Origin of the sequence: Rhodococcus ruber (assembly GCF_016804345.1) — a bacterium.
Lineage (GTDB): Bacteria > Actinomycetota > Actinomycetes > Mycobacteriales > Mycobacteriaceae > Rhodococcus > Rhodococcus ruber.
In genome coordinates this window covers 4656779-4671406 of record NZ_CP044211.1, presented here as the reverse complement: position 1 = coordinate 4671406, position 14628 = coordinate 4656779, and the positions used below count along the sequence as shown (strand labels likewise).

The following is a 14628-nucleotide window of genomic DNA, read 5'->3' as shown; positions in this document are numbered from 1 at the left end:
GAATCGGTCAGATCATCGCCCGCAGCGGACCCTGTGGGTCCGCGCCGAGGCGGCTGAGGGTCGCGGCGTGCAGCACCGTGCCCGGCTGGTGGATCGCGTGGTGCAGGCCGGCGTGGGCGTCGCGCCAGAACCGCTGCAGGGGCTTGTCCATCCGCAGCGCGTTCCCGCCGCAGCGCGGGTAGATGCGGTCGATCGCGTTCACCGCCCGCCACGCCGCCTGGACCTGGGTCTGCCGGCTCGCGGCGCGCTGCTCGAACGTCGGGGTCCGCCCCGAGTCGACGAGATCCCAGATCCGGTCGACGTTCGACAGCAGCGAGTCGCGCGCGGCCCGCAGATCGGCGACCGCCTCACCGAACACGTACATCGTGTAGGGGTCGTCCTTGACGGCGGTGCCCTGCGCGTTGATCCGGTCGGCCTGGTAGACGTCCGCGTGCAGCACCAGTCCCTCGCAGATCCCGATCGTGGCGGCGGTGATGCCCAGCGGGAAGGCTGTCGACCAGGGCAGCTTGTAGAGAGTCTCGGTGCGGCCGTAGCGGGCCACCGCGCTGCCGTCGATCAGGTCGTCGTAGTACATGACGCGGTACTCGGGGACGAACGCGTCCTCGACCACCACGTCCTTCGACCCGGTACCCCGCAGGCCCACCACATCCCACGAGTCCTCGACGATCCGGTAGTCGGTCCGCGGGATGATGACGTGCGCCATCTTCGGGGGCTGGGCCACCGAACCGTCCGGGTTCCCGACGAACGCGCCGAGGAAGGCCCAGTCGCAATGGTCTGTGCCGGAGGAGAACTGCCAGCTACCCGAGAACCGGAAGCCGCCGTCGACGGGGGTGACGATGCCACCCGGCATGTAGGGCGACGCCATCCAGGTGTCCGGATCCTCTCCCCAGATCTCCTGCTGCACGCGAGGATCCGCGTAGGCGACCTGCCACGGATGCACTCCCACGATGCCGTGCACCCAGCCCGCGGAGGGGTTCAGCGCGGCCGTGCGCATGACGGTCTCCGCGAATTCCCTCGGGTGCGACTCGAAGCCGCCGAACTCCCGGGGCTGGAACATGCGGATCGAGCCGGCCTCCTTCATCTTCTCGGCGGTCTCGTCCGCGAGGCGGCCGAGCCGCTCGGCTTCCACACCTTCGGCGAACAGATCGTCCGCCATCGCGTCGATGTGCTCGAGGACTTCGTAACTCATGGTGTCTCCTCGACTCTGACGGCGGACGCTCAGGCGACCGGCTCGGGGGCGGATTCCGCACGGGCCGCGAGATTCTCGGCGATCTGCTGCTCCCACCGCGCGGCCGGTTTCGTGGTGTCGATCGCGAACTCGTAGCGGTTGGTCATGTCCGGGGTGATGTCGGCGACGTCGACATAGAACTGCTGGTACCAGCGGCGCAGCTGGTAGACCGGGCCGTCCTCGTCGCACAGCAGCGGGTTGTCGATCTTGGCCTTGTTCTTCCAGATCTCGATGTCCTGCTCGAACGTCTTCTCGGTGCCCCCGCCGAAGTGGGCGGCCATCGCATTCGCCTCCTCGGCGGACATGCCCGGCAGGCGCTTGACGATCACGCCGTACTGCAGCACGAACGAGGTGGGCGTGACGGGGTAGTGGCAGTTGACGAGGACCGTCTCGATGGTGGCCTCGCCGGTCTCCGTCCACAGCTTGTCGATCATGTAGGAGGGGCCGTGGTACGACGCCTCGGAGCGCGAGAAGTTGTCCGCACCGAAGTCGATGTCCAACTCGACGTCGGTGCGCTGGTTGAACGACATGATCTGTGTGGCGACGTGACCGTCGAAGATGTTCTCGAACGACCGCGGGACGCTGTAGTGGACGTAGAAGAAGTGCGCCATGTCCACGACGTTGTCGACGATCTCGCGGCAGTGCGAGCCCTCGATGAGCACCGAGTTCCACGTCCAGTCGGACCACTCGTCGGTGCCGGCGCCCTCGATCGCGGGGATGGTGACGTCCGCCGGCGGCGGATTGCCTTCGGGGTCGTGCCAGACGAACAGTTGCTGGTTGCGTTCCAGGGTGGTCCACGACCGCGTCCGCGCGAGCGGGGGGACGCGGCGCGCATACGGAATGCCGGTGCACCTGCCGTTGCCGCCCCAGCGCCAGTCGTGGAACGGGCACGCCACCGAGTCGCCCTTGATCTCGCCCTGCGCGAGATTGCCGCCCATGTGCCGGCAGTAGGCGTCGAGGACCTGCAGTTCGCCTGTGCTGTCGGCGAAGACGACGAGGCTGGTGCCGAACGCGTCGACCTGGTGGGGCTTGCCGTCCCGGTAGGTGCGGGCCAGTCCGAGGCAGTGCCAGCCGCGTGCGAAGCGGGTCGGTGCCGCGTCGGCTTCGATGGTGCGGACTTCATCGTGGGGTGTGGTGGGGGGTGCGCTCTGCGTCATCGTGTCCTCCGAAGCGGGTGAGTGCTGCGCCCGAAACAGGCATCGAGGTCATGCTGGGCGGCGGCGTGAGCGGCACAGAAGGGGTTCTCCCGCTGGGCGGACCGTTCGTCCGGGGGCGTCCCGGTGGGCGGGACACCTCCCGGTGGGCGGTGCCGACGTGACCTAGCCTCGCTCCGAGGTCCGCACCGCCGTCCGGCGTCGACGACCTTTCGTCCCAGCGGCAACGACGTGAAGGAGCAGATCGATGGCGACCAATCCCGTACCGGTGAGCCCCACCCACGACACCACCGTGGACCTGCTCGTGATCGGGTCGGGCACCGGCATGGCCGCCGCGCTCACCGCGCACGAGCTGGGGTTGTCCACCCTGATCGTGGAGAAGACGGAGTACGTCGGCGGCTCCACGGCGCGCTCCGGCGGGGCCTTCTGGGTGCCGGCGAATCCCGTGCTGCGCAAGGCCGGCTCCGGTGACACGCTCGACCGGGCCGGCACCTACATCCGGTCCGTGGTCGGTGAGTCCGCACCGGCGGAGCGGGGTGCGGCCTTCCTCGATCATGGCTCCGCCACCGTCGAGATGCTGCAGCGCACCACCCCCATGCGGTTGTTCTGGGCCAAGGGCTATTCCGACTACCATCCGGAGCTGCCCGGCGGGTCCGCCGTCGGCCGCACGTGCGAGTGCCGGCCCTTCGACGTGTCCGTCCTCGGACTCGAACGCGAGCGGTTGCGGCCGGGACTGATGAAGGCCGGCCTGCCGATGCCGGTGACCGGCGCCGACTACAAGTGGATGAACCTCATGGCGCGGAAGCCGTCGAAGGCGTTCCCGCGCATCTTCCGTCGCCTCGCGCAGGGTGTCGCCGGGCTCGCCCTCAAGCGGGAGTACGTCGCCGGGGGCCAGGCGCTCGCGGCCGGCCTTTTCGCCGGCGTGGTCCGGGCCGGGATCCCGGTGTGGACCGAGACCACGCTCGTGCGGCTGCTCACCGAGGGGGATCGGGTCACCGGTGCCGTCGTCGCGTGCGACGGGCAGGAGGTGACCGTGACCGCGCGGCGCGGTGTCGTCCTCGCGGCGGGCGGCTTCGACCACGACATGGCGCTGCGGCACAAGTACCAGTCCGAGCGGCTCGGCGAGCACGAGAGCCTCGGCGCCGAGGGCAACACGGGCGACGGCATCCGCGCCGCGCTCGACGTGGGTGCCGCGACCGACCTGATGGACCAGGCGTGGTGGTTCCCCGCCGTCGCCGCCATGAAGGGGCGCCCGCCGATGGTGATGCTCGCCGAGCGGGCACTGCCCGGGTCCTTCATCGTCGACCACACCGGCCGCCGGTTCGTCAACGAGGCGACCGACTACATGTCGTTCGGCCAGCTCGTGCTCGACCGGGAACGCGCCGGCGACCCGGTCGAATCGATGTGGATCGTGTTCGATCAGCGCTACCGCAACAGCTACATCTTCGGCGGCGGGCTTTTCCCGCGGCAGCCCGTCCCGGAGGCGTGGATCCGGGCGGGCATCGCGCACCGGGCGGACGATCCGGCGGCGCTGGCCCGCGCGGCCGGCCTGCCGGAGGGGGCGTTCACCGAGACCTTCCGCCGGTTCAACGATGCCGCGGCCGCCGGCACGGACGCCGACTTCCGCCGCGGTGCGAGCGCCTACGACCGGTACTACGGTGACCCCACCGTCGAGCCCAATCCCAACCTGCGCCCGCTGACGGACGGACCCTTCTACGCGGTGAAGATGACGCTGAGCGACCTCGGCACGTGCGGCGGCGTGAAGGCCGACGAGCGGGCACGGGTGCTGCGTGAGGACGGCAGCGTCGTCGACGGCCTGTACGCGATCGGCAACACCGCCGCCAACGCCTTCGGCAACACGTACCCGGGTGCGGGCGCGACGATCGGTCAGGGACTGGTGTACGGCTACATCGCCGCACAGGACGCCGCGAAGTCCCGCTGAGTCAGTACGGGTCGAACCGGATGTTCCCGGCCGGCGTCCCGGTCCCGGTGAGCTCGTGCAGGGTCGCGCGGACCATCGCCGCCGACCCGCACACGAGCACCTGGTGGTCGCCGAACGCCCCGTAGGAGGTGACCACCTCGTCGAGGCTGCCCTCGAGCAGGTCGTCGGGGTGGAACCCGGCGTCGCCGACGTGGGCGACGATGCGTTCGTACCACTCGTCGCCGAACTCCGGGTCCTCGACCGACTCGACGACCGGCACCACCGTCAGCCACGGCAGCGCCTCGGCGAGCAGGATCAGCATGTCGGCGGCGTACAGGTCGCGCGGGGAGCGGCCGCCGACGAACAGGAAGGTCTGCGGCGGGTCCGGCCGGCGCGCGACGTCGAGGATCAGCGCGCGCAGCGGCGCCAGGCCGGTGCCGCCGGCCACCATGATCACGATGCGGCCGGAGTCGTCGACGTGCAGGGTGCCGCCCTGCGGCGCGCCGATCGTCCACACGTCGCCGGGGCGGGTGCCGGCGACGATCGTGCCGCTGACCCAGCCGCCCGGCACGGTGCGGACGTGGAATTCGAGCTTGCCGTCGAGCGACGGCGGCAGCGCGGGGGAGAGGCGGCGCGGCAACCGCGGGTGCTGCGGCACCGTCACGTCGACGTATTGCCCGGGGGCGAACGGCACCATCGTGTCGGCTTCGAGACGCACCACGGCGACGTCGTGGCGCAGGCGGTGGTGTTCGACGACGGTCGCCGTGGTGTCGCGGGCGTGCAGGGACTGTCCGGCCGGCTGCATGGTGTGACTCCCGGGGCTCGAGCGTGAAGGGTGGCCCCACTCTAGGGGAGTCCGGCGCCGATCCCCGGAATGAAACATGTTCCAATTTTGCCGTCGATGTGGTTATGGTGGCGGCGGGTGATCCCTGCCACGTCGCGCCGTCACCACGCCGCCCCATCGACCGGAAGGACGACCATGACCGACGAGTACGCCGACCTGCATCGCCCCGTGTTCACCGCGGACCTGCTCATCACCGCCCTCGAACGCAGCGCGGACAAGCCGGCCCTGTACCTCGGCGACGTGGTGCTCACCGGCGGGGAGATGCGTGACGAGATCAGCCGGTTCGGCCAGGCGCTCGCGTCGGTGGGGGTCGGGCAGGGCTCGTCGGTGGCGATGCTGTCGAAGAACCGTCCCGAGGTGCTCATCTCGATGGGTGCGACGATGGTCGCCGGGTGCCGCAACAGCGCGCTCAACCCCATGGGCTCGCTGCCGGACCACCTGTACATCGTCGGCGACGCCGCGATCGAGACGCTGATCTTCGATCCGAACCACTTCGAGGAACGCGCCGCCGAACTGCAGGCACAGGTTCCGACGCTGAAGAACGTCTTCTCCCTCGGCCCCTCGCAGGTCGGCACCGACATCCTCGCTCTCGCGGCACAGTTCACGCCGCAGCGGCTCGTCGCGGCGCCTGTGGCGGCGGAGGACACCTCGTCCGTCGTCTACACCGGTGGCACCACCGGAAAACCCAAGGGCGTCATGGGGTCGTTCCGCTCGGGCGCGACCCTCACCCAGATCCAGATGGCCGAGTGGGAATGGCCCCACGAGCCGCGCTTCCTGATCTGCACGCCCCTCTCGCACGCCGGGGCCGCCTTCTTCGTCCCCACGCTGCTGCGCGGCGGATCCCTCTACGTGCTGCCGTATTTCGAACCCGGTCTGGTGCTCGAGACGATCGAGAAGCACCGCATCAACGCCACGATGCTCGTGCCGACCATGATCTACCTGCTGCTCGACCACCCCGACTTCGACACCCGCGACCTGTCGAGCCTCGAGACGCTGTTCTACGGTGCGTCGGCGATGTCGCCGGCGCGGCTGCGCGAGGGCATCGAGCGGCTCGGCCCGGTGTTCTTCCAGTTCTACGGGCAGAGCGAATGCGGCATGACGATCTCCGTGCTGCGCAAAGAGGATCACCTCGCCGACGACCCCGAGCGCCTGGCCACGTGCGGCCGGCCCGTGCCGTGGCTCGACGTGCGGCTGCTCGACGACGACCTGAACGAGGTGCCCCGCGGCGAACTGGGGGAGATCTGCGTGCGCGGACCGCTCGTGATGAAGGGATACCTGAACAAGCCCGACGAGACGGCCGAGGCACTGCGCGGCGGCTGGTTGCACACCGGTGACGTCGCGCGGGCCGACAAGAACGGCTTCCTGACGATCGTCGACCGCAAGAAGGACATGATCGTCACGGGCGGCTTCAACGTCTTTCCCCGCGAGATCGAGGACGTCCTCTCGTCGCACCCGGCCGTCGCGTCTGTCGCGGTCGTCGGCGTGCCCGACGCCAAGTGGGGCGAGGCCGTCAAGGCGTGCGTCGTGCTGCGGGAGGGCCAGTCCGTCTCCCCCGAGGAACTGATCGAGAAAGTCCGTGCCGCAAAGGGTTCGGTCCACGCTCCCAAGTCGGTGGACTTCCTCGACACGCTGCCGCTCACCCCGCTGGGCAAGCTGGACAAGAAGACCCTGCGCGCCTCCTACCGGTAGGCGGCTTCGCCGCCGGTGTGCCCTTTGGGCGGTCAGGGCAACCCAAAGGACACACCGGCAGCGCAGCTGCACCCGTTGTCGGTGGTGCGTCGCCACCCGAGACGGGTGAGGACGGCTTCGACCTCTGCGGCCACACCGCACGGGTCCCGGCTGACCTCGTCGTACCCGTACACCAGGCGGGAGCGGCCGGCGAGCTCGGCGGCATTGTCGCGGCGACGGTCCCGGAAGGCGACCTCCGCCATCGAGTGGAACCTGCGTCCGTCGAGCCGGACGGTCAGCGCGGCGCCGTGAACGTCGTAGGTGCAGTCCTCGTACAGCGTTCGCCCGTCCACGACCGTCGGGGTCTGCCGATGTGCCGGGGGAAGACCGTGCCGTTGCTCCACCTCGGTCGCGTAGCGGAGTTCGAGCATCGACTGGACGCCGTCGGCGAGCAGCCGGACCGCATCGTCGAGCGCCTTCCGGTAGCGGTACGGGGTTCGCTCCTGCATCCGGCGTCGGATCTCCGACAGGGGAATGCGACTGTCGGAGACGACCCGGATCAACCGGAGGTAGCCGTCGTGCGGGGTGGGGGCGGCTGTTGCCAGGTCGAGCGCCGTGTCGGCGCGGCCGGTGCGCGGGGGCATCGTCGGCACCCCGATGTGTGCGTGGGCCCTGCTGCGGTGGACGATCACGCCCGGATGAAGCATGTCTCCGAGATGCGGCAGCCGAATGCCGCGCGGCTTCGCCGTGGCGAAGGTCGCGGTCTGTCCTCTCGTCGACGATCCCACCGGCACGGTGACATGGACCGGTTCGAGTGGATCGTGGGACAGCATCCCCCATTCCTCGGCGGCCGTGCAGTGACTGAGGACGGCGGCCTCACCGGAGAACGCAACGGCCGCGGCCAGCACCGCGGGCCGGGACAGCGGACCGGTCGTCACCGAGTACACCCCTCGGAGTACCTGCTGCCACCGCCCGCGCTCGAGACGGTGCCGGATCCACGGCCACGTACGTCCGTGGTGTTCGAGTTGGGCGCGGGTGACGATCCCGTGCTGGAACGTGACGATGCGATCGAGTTCGGGGACGTCCGGGAGAAACCGCATGCAGACATGATTCGGCGGGGAACGCTCCTCGGGAACCGGTAGCCCGGCCGATCGCCGCAATCTGTGGAGAAACCGGGCGGCTGGGGATAACTCGGCGGTGTGCCCTTTGGGCGGTCAGGGCAGCCCAAAGGGCGCACCGGCGGCGTCAGCCGCCTACAGCGGGTCGAAGCTGATGTTCTGCCGGGGAGTGCCGCCGGCGGACAGCGCGTACAGGGTGGTGCGGATCATCGACGGGGAGCCCGCGATCTGGATCTGCCGGTCGGCCCAGGAGCCGAACTGCGACACCACCTTGCCGAGCTTGCCGTGCAGGGGCCGGTGCAGGCCCGGTGGTGGATCCTCGACGGGAACCGGGTGCCACCACGGGTTCTCGGTCTCCTCGACGACCGGGACGACGGTGAGCCACGGATTGGTGGTGGCCAGCTGCCACAGGGTCTGCAGGTCGTACAGGTCGCACGGATACTTGCCGCCGAAGAACAGGTGCACGCGCGGATTGTCGCCCCGCATGCCCATTTCCATCAGTTGCGCCCGCAGCGGCGCGAGGCCCGTGCCGGAGGCGATCATCAGCACGTCCTCGCCGCTGTCCCGGTCGACGTGCAGTCCCCCGAGCGGGGGTCCGATGACCCAGCGGTCGCCGACGGCGGTCTCGCCGACGAGCGCGGGACTGACCCAGCCACCGGACACGCGACGGACGTGGAACTCGATCTGCCCGTAGGGATTCGGAGGAATCGCCGCCGACAGGTACCGCCACATGTGCGGGCGCTGCGGGATCTGCACGCTCATGTACTGCCCGGCGTGGTACGGGATCGGGGAGTCCGTCTCGAGCCGGATGATCGCCAGGTCGGGCAGGACTCGCTCGTGGCCGACGACGGTGGCGCCCCACGCGGCGGGCAGCTCGTCGTCGGCGACCGCGTCCGCCATGGTCCCGACGAGCAGGTCGATCACCCGGGCCCAGGTGCGGTCGAGGGCGTCGGTCCACAGGATCGGCGGGGTGCACTCGCGCACGGCGGTGTGCAGCGCCCGGCCCGCGGACCGGAAGTGCTCGGGCCGGACCCCGTACTTGCGGTGGTCGCGCCCGAGCTGGGTGAGGAATGCGGTGACGGCGTCGGGGTCGCCGAGGCGGTTGACGGCCCAGCCGACCGCGGTCGCGAACCGCTGGCGCATCGTCTCCATACCCGCGGGGAACAGCTCACGGATCCCGACGGTGTCGCTCCACAGGGCGGTGTAGAAGGCGGTGGCGAAGCGCTCGGCGCCGCCGGGGGTCGCGACGATCGACGCGAAGCTGAGCTGGACGCGGGCGACGGCGAAGGCCTCCACGCACCCTCCTGCTCGCCGTCTCTGCTGGTCGGCCGCCACTGTAGTCCCGTGGCGGTGTTTCGGCCACAATCGACGGCGGGCGGCCCGGCCCGCCCGGAATGTGTCGCACATCACATAACCGGATAAAGTTGAGCGGAACAAACTCAAGTTTGGGGCCGTTGAAGCTTGCGAATGCCCGCGACGGGAGGCTTGCGGGTGCAGAATTGATACCGGCTCGCTCAATGAAGGGAAGGGGTTCGCAGTGGACTCGTTCAATCCCACCACCAAGACCCAGGCGGCGATGACGGCCGCCATGCAGTCCGCGTCCGCTGCGGGCAACCCGGAGATCCGTCCGGCCCACCTGCTCGTCGCGCTGCTCGACCAGACCGACGGCATCGCCGCGCCGCTCCTCAAGGCGGTCGGCGTGGATCCGACCGTCGTGCACCGGGAGGCGCAGACGCTCGTCGAGCGGCTGCCGCGTGCCACCGGCGCCACCCAGACGCCGCAACTCGGCCGCGAAGCGGTCGCCGCCCTGACCGCCGCCCAGCACCTCGCCACCGAACTCGACGACGAGTACGTCTCGACCGAGCACGTGCTCGTCGGCCTGGCCGGCGGCGATTCCGACGTCGCCAAGCTCCTCGTCGGGCACGGCGCCACCCCGGCCGCGCTGCGCGACGCGTTCACCACCGTCCGCGGCAGCGCCCGCGTGACCAGCCCGGACCCCGAGGGCACCTACCAGGCGCTCGAGAAGTACTCGACCGACCTCACCGCCCGCGCCCGCGAGGGCAAGCTCGACCCGGTCATCGGCCGCGACAACGAGATCCGCCGCGTCGTGCAGGTGCTGAGCCGGCGCACCAAGAACAACCCCGTGCTCATCGGCGAGCCCGGCGTCGGCAAGACCGCGATCGTCGAGGGTCTCGCGCAGCGCATCGTCGCCGGCGACGTCCCCGAGTCGCTGCGCGGCAAGACCGTCATCGCGCTCGACCTGGGCTCGATGGTGGCCGGCGCCAAGTACCGCGGCGAGTTCGAGGAACGCCTCAAGGCGGTGCTCGACGAGATCAAGGAATCGGCCGGTCAGGTCATCACCTTCATCGACGAGCTGCACACCATCGTCGGTGCCGGCGCGACCGGCGAATCGGCGATGGACGCCGGCAACATGATCAAGCCGATGCTCGCCCGCGGCGAGCTGCGCCTCGTCGGCGCGACCACCCTCGACGAGTACCGCAAGTACATCGAGAAGGACGCCGCCCTCGAACGCCGTTTCCAGCAGGTGCTCGTCGGCGAGCCGAGCGTCGAGGACACCGTCGGCATCCTGCGCGGCCTCAAGGAGCGGTACGAGGTGCACCACGGCGTGCGCATCACCGACTCCGCGCTCGTCGCCGCCGCTACCCTCTCCGACCGGTACATCACGTCCCGGTTCCTGCCGGACAAGGCCATCGACCTCGTCGACGAGGCCGCGTCCCGGCTGCGCATGGAGATCGACTCGCGTCCCGAGGAGATCGACTCGGTCGAGCGCATCGTCCGTCGCCTCGAGATCGAGGAGATGGCGCTGCAGAAGGAGACCGACGAGGCCTCCAAGGAGCGGCTCGAGAAGCTGCGCGCCGAACTCGCCGACGAACGCGAGAAGCTGAACCAGCTCACCACCCGCTGGCAGAACGAGAAGACCGCCATCGATTCGGTGCGGGGCATCAAGGAGCAGCTCGAGGCGCTGCGCGGCGAGGAGGAACGCGCCGAGCGCGACGGTGATCTCGGCAAGGCCGCGGAGCTGCGCTACGGCCGCATCCCGCAGCTGGAGAAGGAACTGGAGAAGGCCGCCGCCGCGTCCGGAGCCGCCGCCGACGGCGACGTCATGCTCAAGGAGGAGGTCGGCCCGGACGACGTCGCCGACGTCGTCGCCGCGTGGACCGGCATCCCCGCCGGCCGCATGATGGAGGGCGAGACCGCCAAGCTGCTGCGCATGGAGTCCGAGCTCGGTAAGCGCGTCGTCGGCCAGGACGAGGCCGTCCAGGCCGTGTCGGACGCGGTGCGCCGCTCCCGGGCGGGCGTCGCCGACCCGAACCGGCCCACCGGCTCGTTCCTGTTCCTCGGCCCCACCGGCGTCGGCAAGACCGAGCTGGCGAAGGCGCTCGCGGACTTCCTGTTCGACGACGAGCGCGCGATGGTGCGGATCGACATGTCCGAGTACAGCGAGAAGCACTCCGTCGCACGGCTCGTCGGTGCCCCTCCGGGCTACGTCGGCTACGAGTCGGGTGGTCAGCTCACCGAGGCGGTGCGTCGCCGCCCCTACTCGGTGGTGCTGTTCGACGAGGTCGAGAAGGCACACCCGGACGTGTTCGACACGCTGCTGCAGGTGCTCGACGACGGCCGGCTCACCGACGGGCAGGGCCGTACCGTCGACTTCCGCAACACCATCCTCATCCTCACCTCGAACCTGGGTGCGGGTGGCGACCGGGAGCACATCATGGCGGCGGTGCGCGCGGCGTTCAAGCCGGAGTTCATCAACCGGCTCGACGACGTGGTGGTCTTCCACTCGCTCACGGAGGACCAGCTCGAGCAGATCGTCGACATCCAGCTCGAGCAGCTGGCCGGGCGCCTGGCGGCCCGCCGGCTCACGCTCGACGTGTCGAGCTCGGCCCGGTTCTGGCTCGCTGTGCGGGGCTACGACCCGCAGTACGGTGCGCGTCCGCTGCGCCGGCTCATCCAGCAGTCGATCGGCGACCAGCTCGCCAAGAAGCTGCTGGCCGGGGACATCAAGGACGGTGACACCGTCTCGGTGGGCGTCAGCGACGACGGCGACCACCTCGTGTTGGGCGCGTAGCGCCCGGTGCGTCCTTTGGGCGGCTCCAGCAGCCCAAAGGACGCACCGGCGCGTGGCGCCTACCCTGGAGGGACCATGACTGACCCGCACGATCCGCGCACCCCCCAGGAGCGCGCCTACTCGCTCGACGAGGGGCGCGACGACGACACGGGCGCCGGCCCGGACGCCGACGACACCCGGGTACTGCACACCGCCGACCCGACCGAGGCGTACGGCCGGCCCGTCGACCCCACGTTGGTCTACCCGTCGTACGACCCGCGGTTCGATCCGACGGCGGCGCCCCCGAACCCGACCCAGGCGTTCGAGCAGCCCGGCCCCTACGGTCCGCAACCCCAGTACGCCCCGACCCAGCAGTACGCCCCCACGCAGCAGTACGCTCCCACTCAGCAGTACACAGGGGCGCAGCAGTCCCCCTACGGCCAGGAGTACGGGTCGGCGCCACCGACCCCGCCGCACACCGGTGAGTACCCGCCGCTCGACGCGCAGCCGCCCCGACGTCGCCGCTGGGGTCTGATCCTGCTCGCCGCGGCGGCATTGATCGTGCTGGCCGGCCTCGGCGGCTACCTGCTCAGCGGCGGCAGCGGCGACGATCCGCAGCAGCGCAGCGCCGCGGCCCCGACCACCACGACCACGGTGCCCCGGCCCGCGCCCACGACGCCCGCGCCCACCACCGATCCGGCCGCGCCCGGCCTGCCGTTCGAGCAGCTGCCCGGCGGGCTCGGCGACGTCATCGGCTCCGCCGGCACCGTCGTCGGCACGATCACCGCCAACGACGGCACGTCCCTCACGCTCAGCGGCATGGGCGGCTCGATCGTCACGGTGCGGCTCACCCCCGAGACGCAGATCATGTCGCTCGCGGGCTCCGATCCGTCGTCGCTGCGGGTCGGCGACTCGGTCGTCGCGCAGGGCTCGCCGCTGCGGAACGGGGAGATGATCGCCGACACGGTGGTCAGCGCGTCCCTGCCGTCCTTCGGCGGTCCGGGCAACTAGAACGCGATAGGCTGGCGCTCGATGACGGTGATGTGGTTCGGACTGGCGGCGATCGCACTCGCGGGTGCGTTGGCGTTGCTCTACGTCGACCGCACGCGGCGTGAGCAGTCCGGTCGCGTGCGTGAGATCTGGGCGCGCGCCCAGGGCTACAAGTACAGCGCCGCCGACGACTCCCTGCCCGGGCACTGGCACCGGGCGGCCCTCGCCAAGCAGGAGTATCTCGGCGCGGTGGACGTCGTCCACGGCATCCGCCGCGGCGAGGAATTCATCCTCTTCGACATCGAGGAGACCGCGACGATCGTCGCGGTGCGCCGCAAGGTCGGCTCCGACGTCGACATCGACCTGCGCCTGAAGTCGACGCCGCCGCCGAAGGACCCGGACATGAACCTGCTCGGCGCCATCGGGCCGCGCATCGTGTTCGCCACCGACCTCGAGATCGCCCGCCGCATCTGTGACCAGCGCATGGTCGCGTACACGGAGTCGATCCCCCCGCACGTGCAGATGCTGTGGAGCGAGGGCGAATGGACCCTCGGCTCGATCCCGGTGGGCAGCACCGGCCGCGAATGGGACGCGGCCATCGAGACCGTCGCCCGCCTCTCCGGAATCCTGCACGTGCTGCCGCCGATCGTGGAGCCGCAGGAACTCGACCGGGTCGCGCACGATCCCGGCCGGCCCTCCGCGCGGCGCTGAGCCCGCGTCACCCGACGCGGCCGGCGCGCTGCGCTAGCTTTACCCCATGACTTCCGCTGCCACCCGGCCCGTCGCCCTGGTCACCGGACCCACCTCGGGCATCGGCGCAGGCTTCGCGCGCGCGCTCGCCGGCAAGGGGTACGACCTCGTGCTCGTCGCTCGCCGTGAGGAGAGCCTGCGGTCCCTTGCCGACGAACTGGCTTCCCGTTTCGGCACCACCTCCGAGATCCTCGCCGCCGACCTGGCCACCGAGGACGGCCGCGCGGCCGTCGCCCGCCGCCTCGCCGAGGGCGTGGAGATGCTCGTCAACAATGCCGGCTTCGGCACGTCCGGCGAGTTCTGGACGGCCGACCCGGCCGTGCTGCAGGCTCAGCTCGACGTCAACGTCACCGCCGTGATGCAGCTGACCCGGGCCGCGCTGCCGCCGATGATCGCCGCCGGCAAAGGCAGCATCGTCAACGTCGCCAGCGTCGCCGGTCTGCTCTCCGGGCGGGGGTCGACGTACTCGGCCAGCAAGGCCTACGTCGTCTCGTTCACCGAGGGACTGTCCGGCGGCCTCGCCGGCACCGGGGTGAAGGTGCAGGCACTGTGCCCCGGCTTCGTGCACACCGAGTTCCACGAGCGGGCCGGGATCGAGATGAGCTCGATTCCGGAACTGATGTGGCTCGACGTGGACACCGTGGTGCGCACCTCCCTCGCCGACCTCGAGGCGGGCAAGGTGATCAGCATCCCCGGCCTGCAGTACAAGGTGCTCACGACGGTGGGCCGGCTCGTCCCGAAGAACCTGGTGCGCCGGGCGACCAACCTGGTCGGCCGGGGCCGGGACCGGACGTAGGCCGCACCGGATAACGGTCCGGACACGGCGCCACGACACGGCGCGTCGCGCTCCGGGTGTCGCGTCCGCTGCGCGGTAGATTCCGCC

General features: G+C 70.5%; 11 protein-coding genes. 6 read left to right on the top strand and 5 right to left on the bottom strand.

Annotation, left to right across the window (positions count from 1 at the left end):
- Positions 1–7: 7 nt before the first annotated feature.
- Together F1734_RS21455 and F1734_RS21450 are read right to left on the bottom strand one after the other, a co-directional pair.
- Positions 8–1189 (bottom strand): acyl-CoA dehydrogenase family protein, encoded by a 1182-nt coding sequence (locus F1734_RS21455; protein WP_203011018.1) that lies wholly within the window; start codon positions 1187–1189, stop codon positions 8–10.
- 29 nt (positions 1190–1218) lie between these two features.
- Positions 1219–2385, bottom strand: coding sequence for a 3-ketosteroid-9-alpha-monooxygenase, oxygenase component (locus F1734_RS21450; RefSeq protein ID WP_017680752.1), 1167 nt, complete (start codon positions 2383–2385; stop codon positions 1219–1221).
- Positions 2386–2629: 244 nt separating this feature from the next.
- On the opposite strand from F1734_RS21450, the gene F1734_RS21445 reads away from it, so the two are divergent.
- Positions 2630–4324, top strand: a complete 1695-nt coding sequence (locus F1734_RS21445) for a 3-ketosteroid-delta-1-dehydrogenase (RefSeq protein ID WP_040270625.1) — start codon at positions 2630–2632, stop codon at positions 4322–4324.
- Between the two features lies 1 nt (position 4325).
- Here the strand turns inward: F1734_RS21445 and F1734_RS21440 are convergent, their stop codons facing one another.
- The gene (locus F1734_RS21440; protein ID WP_017680750.1) at positions 4326–5108 is read right to left on the bottom strand and encodes an FAD-binding oxidoreductase; all 783 of its coding nucleotides are present in this window, start codon (positions 5106–5108) and stop codon (positions 4326–4328) included.
- Between the two features lie 174 nt (positions 5109–5282).
- Between F1734_RS21440 and F1734_RS21435 the strand changes: the two genes are divergently transcribed.
- A complete protein-coding gene (locus F1734_RS21435; protein WP_040270628.1) occupies positions 5283–6836 on the top strand; it encodes an AMP-binding protein in 1554 nt (517 codons plus the stop codon).
- A 32-nt stretch (positions 6837–6868) separates the two neighbouring features.
- Here the strand turns inward: F1734_RS21435 and F1734_RS21430 are convergent, their stop codons facing one another.
- Positions 6869–7915, bottom strand: coding sequence for a type IV toxin-antitoxin system AbiEi family antitoxin domain-containing protein (locus F1734_RS21430; RefSeq protein ID WP_040270630.1), 1047 nt, complete (start codon positions 7913–7915; stop codon positions 6869–6871).
- Positions 7916–8068: 153 nt separating this feature from the next.
- A complete protein-coding gene (locus F1734_RS21425; RefSeq protein ID WP_010593236.1) occupies positions 8069–9229 on the bottom strand; it encodes an FAD-binding oxidoreductase in 1161 nt (386 codons plus the stop codon).
- Between the two features lie 241 nt (positions 9230–9470).
- On the opposite strand from F1734_RS21425, the gene clpB reads away from it, so the two are divergent.
- The 4 genes from clpB (at position 9471) to F1734_RS21405 (ending at position 14541) form a co-directional block, all read left to right on the top strand.
- Positions 9471–12026: an ATP-dependent chaperone ClpB gene (clpB, locus tag F1734_RS21420; protein ID WP_010593235.1), complete on the top strand. Its 2556-nt coding sequence runs from the start codon at positions 9471–9473 to the stop codon at positions 12024–12026.
- Between the two features lie 75 nt (positions 12027–12101).
- A complete protein-coding gene (locus F1734_RS21415) occupies positions 12102–13016 on the top strand; it encodes a DUF5666 domain-containing protein (RefSeq protein WP_203011017.1) in 915 nt (304 codons plus the stop codon).
- Between the two features lie 30 nt (positions 13017–13046).
- The gene (locus F1734_RS21410; protein WP_017680746.1) at positions 13047–13706 is read left to right on the top strand and encodes a type III secretion system chaperone family protein; all 660 of its coding nucleotides are present in this window, start codon (positions 13047–13049) and stop codon (positions 13704–13706) included.
- Positions 13707–13752: 46 nt separating this feature from the next.
- Entirely contained in the window at positions 13753–14541 is a 789-nt protein-coding gene (locus F1734_RS21405; protein ID WP_017680745.1) for an SDR family NAD(P)-dependent oxidoreductase, read from the top strand.
- The last annotated feature ends 87 nt before the right edge of the window (positions 14542–14628 follow it).